Origin of the sequence: Methylobacterium sp. WL119 (assembly GCF_008039875.1) — a bacterium.
Lineage (GTDB): Bacteria > Pseudomonadota > Alphaproteobacteria > Rhizobiales > Beijerinckiaceae > Methylobacterium.
Window position 1 is genome coordinate 1 of sequence record NZ_VRUU01000160.1, and the last position, 6,494, is coordinate 6,494.

General features: G+C 73.1%; 7 protein-coding genes. 4 read left to right on the forward strand and 3 right to left on the reverse strand.

Translation table 11 applies throughout. The annotated features are described in order from the left end of the window. Nucleotides 1-99: 99 nt before the first annotated feature. Entirely contained in the window at nt 100-2,061 is a 1,962-nt protein-coding gene (gene mdoH / locus FV227_RS27200) for a glucans biosynthesis glucosyltransferase MdoH (protein WP_147860341.1), read from the forward strand. 36 nt (nt 2,062-2,097) lie between these two features. On the opposite strand, the gene FV227_RS27205 is transcribed toward mdoH, so the two are convergent. Further along, a complete protein-coding gene (locus FV227_RS27205) occupies nt 2,098-2,598 on the reverse strand; it encodes a hypothetical protein (protein ID WP_147860342.1) in 501 nt (166 codons plus the stop codon). Nucleotides 2,599-2,739: 141 nt separating this feature from the next. Here FV227_RS27205 and FV227_RS27210 point away from each other — a divergent pair, with 141 nt between their 5' ends. Beyond that, a complete protein-coding gene (locus FV227_RS27210) occupies nt 2,740-2,967 on the forward strand; it encodes a hypothetical protein (RefSeq protein WP_147729635.1) in 228 nt (75 codons plus the stop codon). Nucleotides 2,968-3,164: 197 nt separating this feature from the next. Continuing rightward, the gene (locus FV227_RS27215; RefSeq protein ID WP_147729636.1) at nt 3,165-3,695 is read left to right on the forward strand and encodes a hypothetical protein; all 531 of its coding nucleotides are present in this window, start codon (nt 3,165-3,167) and stop codon (nt 3,693-3,695) included. Between the two features lie 304 nt (nt 3,696-3,999). On the opposite strand, the gene FV227_RS27220 is transcribed toward FV227_RS27215, so the two are convergent. After that, a complete protein-coding gene (locus tag FV227_RS27220; RefSeq protein WP_147860343.1) occupies nt 4,000-4,356 on the reverse strand; it encodes a hypothetical protein in 357 nt (118 codons plus the stop codon). Next, entirely contained in the window at nt 4,353-5,825 is a 1,473-nt protein-coding gene (zwf, locus tag FV227_RS27225; RefSeq protein WP_147844613.1) for a glucose-6-phosphate dehydrogenase, read from the reverse strand. Before zwf ends, FV227_RS27220 begins: the two co-directional genes overlap by 4 nt. Before the next feature lie 308 nt (nt 5,826-6,133). Between zwf and FV227_RS27230 the strand changes: the two genes are divergently transcribed. Further along, on the forward strand, nt 6,134-6,418 hold the full coding sequence (locus tag FV227_RS27230; RefSeq protein WP_147860344.1) for a hypothetical protein: 285 nt from the start codon (nt 6,134-6,136) through the stop codon (nt 6,416-6,418). Nucleotides 6,419-6,494 lie beyond the last annotated feature (76 nt).

The following is a 6,494-nucleotide window of genomic DNA, read 5'->3' on the forward strand; positions in this document are numbered from 1 at the left end:
CCGCAGCGCGGCCCCGGCCCGTCGCCCCGGCCCTCGCCGGCGCCGCGCTGCGGCCCCGCCTCCGGCGGGTGGTCCTCACCTTCGAGTTCGATGCGCTCCATGCCCGCCACGCGCCCCATTCCGTCCACGAAAGTGCCGGCCTCCCACGCCGACGGGCGCCCTGTCGAGAGGTGCGCGGCCGAAACCTGGCAGTGCGCCGGGCGCATCGGCTCGCTGGGCGGGCGGCGGCTGGCGCTCGCGGTGCCGTCGCTCGCCACTGGCGCGGCGATCGCGTGGCTGGCGGCCGTCGCCTACCCGGCCCCGGCCGACCCGACCGGCGCCTGGCTCGCCCGCACCGTGCTGGTCCTGTTCGCGGTGGTGATGACCTGGCAGTCGTTCGTCGCGTGGCAGTACCTCTACGGCCTGATCGCCGCCGGCCTCGGCGCGCGGGCGAAATCCGCCCTGGAGCGCCGCTCGGAGACGGTGCCGGCGCAGGCGTCGGGCCTGTCGCGCACGGCGGCCGTGGTGGCGATCCACGCCGAGGACCCGGTGGCGGTGTTCGCGGCGCTGCGGGTGATGGCGCGCTCGCTCGCCCGCGACGCCGCGCGGGACGGTGCCCGCGACGAGTCCCTCGGCGGCGACATCGACCTTTTCGTCCTCTCCGACACCCGCGACGGCGCGATCGCGGCGGTTGAGGAGCACGAGTTCGCCCGGATCCAGGCCTGGCGCGAGACCGCCGGCCCCGGCATCCCGCGGATCCGCTATCGCCGCCGCACCGAGAACATCGGGCGCAAGGCCGGCAACATCGCCGAGTTCACCAGGACCTACGGCGACCAGTACGACTTCATGATCGTGCTCGACGCCGACAGCCTGATGACCGGCGCCACGATGCGCCGCCTCGCCCGGCTGATGGAGGAGAGCCCGGCGACCGGCCTGATCCAGACCGTGTCCTACGCCGCCGGCCGCGACACGCTGTTCGCCCGCATCCAGCAATTCGCGGTGCGGCTCTACGCGCCGCTGGCCCTGCGCTGCCTGGAGACCTGGCAGGGGCCGGACGGGAGCTACTGGGGCCACAACGCGATCCTGCGGGTCGCGGCGTTCGCCGACCACGCCCAGCTGCCGGTGCTGCCGGGCAGGGCGCCCCTAGGCGGCGAAATCCTGTGCCACGACATCGTCGAGGGCGGGATGCTGGCCCGCGCCGGCTGGGAGGTCCGCCTGCTGCCGGAGATGGGCGGCACCTGGGAGGAGATGCCGACGAACCTCGTCGACCTCCTCGGGCGCGAGCGCCGCTGGTGCCAGGGCAACATGCAGCACCTGCGCGTCCTGCCCTGGCCGGGCCTGCGCGCGGCGAGCCGCTGGCACCTCGCCGTCGGCATCGTCTCCTACGGGGTGCTGCCCTTGTGGATCGCCTACCTCGTCGCGGGGGCGTGGCTGGCCGCGCGCACCGGCGAGCTCGGCCTGCTCGGCTACGGGCTGACCGGCACCGGCGCCGCCGCGCACGGGCTCGCCGCGCTCACCCTCACGGTGCTGGCCCTGCCGAAGCTCCTGAGCCTCGGCCACGTGCTCGCCTCCAAGGCGCGGCGCGACGCCTTCGGCGGCACCCGCTCGCTGCTGGCGAGCGCGGCGCTCGAGCAGGGCATCTGGGTGCTGCTCTGGCCGGTGATGACGCTGTTCACCGCCGGCGCGGTGATCTCGACCTTCTTCGGCCGGGTGGTGCGCTGGGACGCCCAGGCCCGCGACGACCGCAAGGTGAGCTGGGCGGAAGCCTGCCGCCTGCAGGCCGACGCCCTCGTGGTCGGCGCGCTCGCCGGCCTCGCGCTGGCGCTGGTCGGCGACCCGTGGCTCGCCCTGTGGCTGTCGCCGGTGGTGATCGCGCTGCTGACGAGCCCGGCCCAGAGCGTGCTGACCAGCCGGGCCGATCTCGGCCGGGCGGCCCGCGCCCGCGGCCTGTTCCTCACCGTCGACGACACCGCCCAGGCGCCCGAGCTCGCCGACCTCGCCGGCAGCCGCGCCCTGCCGCCGCCCAAGCGCGCCCCCGTGCTGCGCGGGCCGCTCTGGGTCCCGGCCGCCGACGAGGCGTGACGCCGGACGGGGGCCGGGGCGGGCGTGCTGCGGACCCTATCCGCGCGCCGCCGTCTGCCCGACGGGCGCCCGCCGCATCAGCCGCGGGCGCCAGACGCCGAGCACCACGTTGGCGGTGGCGACGACCAAGAGCAGCCACAGGGTGTTGCGCTCCGGCCCGAGCGACTGGGCCAGCGTCGCCGGGTCGAGGCGGCCGGCCAAGGCCGCGGCGCTCAAGTCGGCCTCCTGCCGCATCGGCCCCTGGACGTAGACGAGGCCGCCCTCGAACATCAGCACGCCGGTGGCGAGCTTCGCCCAGGCCCAGGCCGCCCGGTGGAAGGCGCGCTGCGCCATGGCGAGGAGGCCGGCCAGCAGCGTCAGCGCCAGCGCGGGCAGGAAGATCCAGGTGGCGACCGCGCCCATCGCGCCGCGCATCAGCGCGTATCCGGCCCGGTCGGCCGGCGGCGGCACGAACGCCAACAGCACGAGCAGGCAGGCCAACGCCCCCATCAGCCCGACCGCGCCCATCGTGTGCAGGAACTTCAGGAGGCGTCGCACGGCGTTCCATCCTCCCTCGGGGCCGAGGCTCATGAGCTGCGGCGGCGACAGGGTAGACCGGGAATCGGGATCGCGCACGCGACACGCCGTCCCGGCCCCCGGCGGCAGGCAACGGACGGCCCGCTCACGGGTTGGCCCGGCATGACGAGCATCGCCATCATGATCGGAACGCCGACGGGGTCGAAGCTCCTGGCCGCGGCGAGCGAGCGGCAGGCCGCCCTGTCGGCCGAGCGGATCATCCTGCGCTGCCCGCGCGCCGCCCTGCCGGTGCCGCTCTGGGTCCAGTGCGCTGACCCGGCGATCTCGGCCCGGCTCACCACCTATCTCGGCGGCCTCCAGGCCGAGCTGATCGGCGTCCCGGCGGCCTGACGCCGGGCGGCGGGGCGGATCGAGATCCGGTTCGCGCACGCGACGGTGCCGCGAACCGGTGCGGCGATCTCCGCCAGGCTCTTGCGTTTCCCGATTCGCTCGGGCCGGTGGCCATGACGGGTTCGGTGGCGAGCCTTGCGGCATGCAAGCTTTGCCGGTTGCGCGGCCTATGCCCGAAGACCTATCCGGAATGGGCCATGGCCTATTTCGACCACGTGATCGATGGCGTGAGGCTCGACCTTGCCCATCTGGAGCCGCGCCGTCTGACGTTCTTCGTCGACAAGATCGGCCGTGCGCTGTCGATCGAGGTACGCTTCTCGAATCACTGCTTCACCGTCGGTTTCGACGACGAACGTCACGACCGCCAGCACCTGATCTGGGACCATCGGAGCCGTCGCGCATACGATCCCGCGCGGCACGAACTCTCTCGCCGATTGCCGGCCATCGTCGACGCTTTGCCGGGTGCCTCGGTCTACATGACGCCGACGGATCGGAACTACGTCTATCTCGCCAACGTCGTGCTGGCCGATGGCGCGTGCTATCCGATGTACTTCAGCCTCCGCCGGGCGGCGGCCGGGCATCGGCAGCAACTGCTCATCGTCGTCGAGAGCGCGTACCCGGTGCAGGATCGGCGGCGGGTGCTGGCCGGCACGACCAAGATCAGCTTCGCGGTCCTGTGCGCGAAGGTGTACCAGGGTGATCGGGTGCGGCCCCGGGCGCGGCGCTGAGGCATTCTCAAGCGCGGTGGAGCCCGGCTCGCGTGAGGAAGATGCGATCTCACGACAGGACCGCGCCCTTTCCGGCGGGCCGGCATCCACGGTTCGGGACGGCTCCGGACGTGAAAGGCCCCTCGCTCACGGGGAGGAGGGGCCATCACTCGCCGGGACACTTGGCTATCTCGCGTTGCGCGTGGACCGACTGCGGTTGCCCGTCGTCGGCGGCCTGGGGCTATCGCGGCGAGCCGCTCAGGCGATCCGTCCCCAGGCACGGAATAAGGCACGCGCAGGCCGGAATTTCAAGGTTTCCTCCCCCTCAAGGTCCCTCGCGGCCCTCCTGCAGCCGCTCGACGCAACGGTAGCCGACGAAGCATTGCCGCTCGTCGCGGGTGGCCTCGTAATCGGGCCGCGTCGTCTCCTCGATGGTGCAGAAGCCGCCGTCGCGCACGATCCGCAGGTAGGTGAGCGGGCCGGTGCTCATCACCACGGCGCCTGCGCGGGCGACGAGGCCCGCGGCGGCGGCGCAGGTGAGCGCGCGGGTGTCGGGCCGTCCCCCGCCCCCGCTCGGCGCATCATCCTGCCCCGTCGCCGGCCCCTGCGCCCGGGCCGGGTGGGCGAGGCAGGCGAGCGTCAGGGCGAGGGCGAGCCGGCGCCGGGCGGCGGGTGCGGTCACCGCAGCTCCTCGTGCCAGGTCCGCCCGTCGCGCTCGATCAGGGCGATGGCGGCGGTGGGGCCCCAGCTGCCGGCCGGGTAGGCGCGCGGCGGCTCGCGGCGGTCGGCCCAGGCCTTGAGCAGGCTGTCGGCCCAGGCCCAGGCGACCTCGACCTCGTCGCGGCGCATGAACAGGGTGGCGTTGCCGCGCACCACGTCCATCAGCAGGCGCTCGTAGGCGTCGGGGTAGCGCTGCTTGAAGGTCTCCTCGAACGAGATGTCGAGGTTGGTCGGCCGCAGGCGCATGCCGCCGGGGCCGGGATCCTTGGTCATCACCTCGAGCTTCATGCCCTCCTGCGGCTGCAGGCGGATGACGAGGCGGTTGGGCTCGCGCCCGAACGATTCCTCCGGGAAGATCGAGAACGGCGCGGCGCGGAACTGCACCACGATCTCGGACAGCTTCTGCGGCAGCCGCTTGCCGGTGCGCAGGTAGAACGGCACGCCGGCCCAGCGCCAGGACTGGACCTCGACCTTGCAGGCGACGAAGGTCTCGGTGCGGCTGTCGTGCCCGAGCTCGTTGAGGTAGCCCTCCACCGGCTTGCCGTCGACGGCGCCCTGGACGTACTGGCCGCGCACCGTCACGTGCTGCACGTCGCCCGCGGTGATCGGCTTGAGGGCGCGCAGCACCTTCAGCTTCTCGTCGCGCACCGAGTTGGCGTCGAGGTTGAGCGGGCTCTCCATCGCGGTGAGGCAGAGCAGCTGCAGGATGTGGTTCTGCAGCATGTCGCGCAGAGCGCCGGACGTGTCGTAGTAGCCGGCCCGGCCCTCGACCCCGACGGTCTCGGCCACCGTGATCTGGACGTGGTCGATCACGTCGGCCGTCCAGAGCCGGTCGAAGATCGTGTTGGCGAAGCGCAGCGCCAGCAGGTTCTGCACCGTCTCCTTGCCGAGGTAGTGGTCGATCCGGAAGATCTGCTCCTCGGGAAACACCTCGCCGACCGCGTCGTTGATCGCGCGGGCCGAGGTCAGGTCCTTGCCGATCGGCTTCTCGAGCACGACGCGGGATTTCGGGCCGACGAGGCCGAACTTGGCGAGGTTCCGGCAGATCGAGCCGTAGAGGTCGGGCGAGGTGGCGAGGTAGAACGGGCGCACCTGGTCCGGCCGCTCGTCGAGCTTGGCCACGAGCTCGGTCCAGCCGTCGTCGCCGGCGCCGTCGACCGCGACGTAGTCGAGATGGTCGAGGAAAGCGGCGAGCGTCTCCGGGTCGAGGTCGTCGGGGGCCACGAAGCGCTTCAGCGCGTCCTGCGTGCGGGCGCGGAACGCCTCGACCGCGAGCTCGGAGCGCGAGGCGCCGATGATCCGGGAGGTGGCCGGGATCTGGCCGTCCTTGTAGCGGTGGTACAGGGCCGGCAGCAGCTTGCGGGTGGTGAGGTCGCCGGTCGCGCCGAACACGACGTAGTCGAAGGAGGCGACGGGAATGATGGTGGCCAAGGGCTGCTCCCGGTTCGATGCGGCGGCGTGGCGGTCCGCCGGCGGGCGGCTCGCGCCGCCGGCCCGATCACACCCCGCGGCTTAGGCCTTTGCAATTGCTTCGCCAAGGTTCGCGACGGCTTCGCCGAGGAGCGGCCGAGAGGGGCGGCCGAGAAGGGCGGCGAAGCGGCGGGCGGGGACGGATGCGGCGGGTCCGGTGCCGTTAAGCACGTCGCTTAGCGAGATCTTCAAATGGGACCATCATCCTCACGGTGTCGCCGCCGGTCTTCGCGCGGTCGCACGCGGGTCTCCGGGAGGTCGGTCCGGCCATGCAGCAGGGTTACGAGCGGTTCGATCGCGACGCGGACTGGGAGGACGCGCGGCCCCGCCGCCGGAGCGCGATCGGGCGGGTGTTCGGGCTGCTCAAGCTCGTGCTGTTCCTCGCCCCGATCGCGCTGTTCGCGGCGAGCTACCTCGTGACCGATTGCGGGTCGCGCTCGGGCGGCGGCCTCGGCCAGCTGCTCAAGGCCGGCGCCTGCGCCCGCAACGAGATGCTGAACCGCGCCCTGTCCCTGCCGGACGACCTCGGCACCCTGCGCCGCGCGATGAACTGACCGCGCGCCGCGCACGGGACGGCCTCGGACGAGGCGACGCCCCCCGAGACACCCGCCCCGACGACGCGACCCGCGC

Excerpts from the sequence above, each read along its gene's own strand:
- mdoH (WP_147860341.1), top strand. The coding sequence starts at position 100 with ATGCCCGCCACGCGCCCCATTCCGTCCACGAAAGTGCCGGCCTCCCAC.
- FV227_RS27210 (WP_147729635.1), top strand. The coding sequence starts at position 2,740 with ATGACGAGCATCGCCATCATGATCGGAACGCCGACGGGGTCGAAGCTC.
- FV227_RS27215 (WP_147729636.1), top strand. The coding sequence starts at position 3,165 with ATGGCCTATTTCGACCACGTGATCGATGGCGTGAGGCTCGACCTTGCC.
- FV227_RS27230 (WP_147860344.1), top strand. The coding sequence starts at position 6,134 with ATGCAGCAGGGTTACGAGCGGTTCGATCGCGACGCGGACTGGGAGGAC.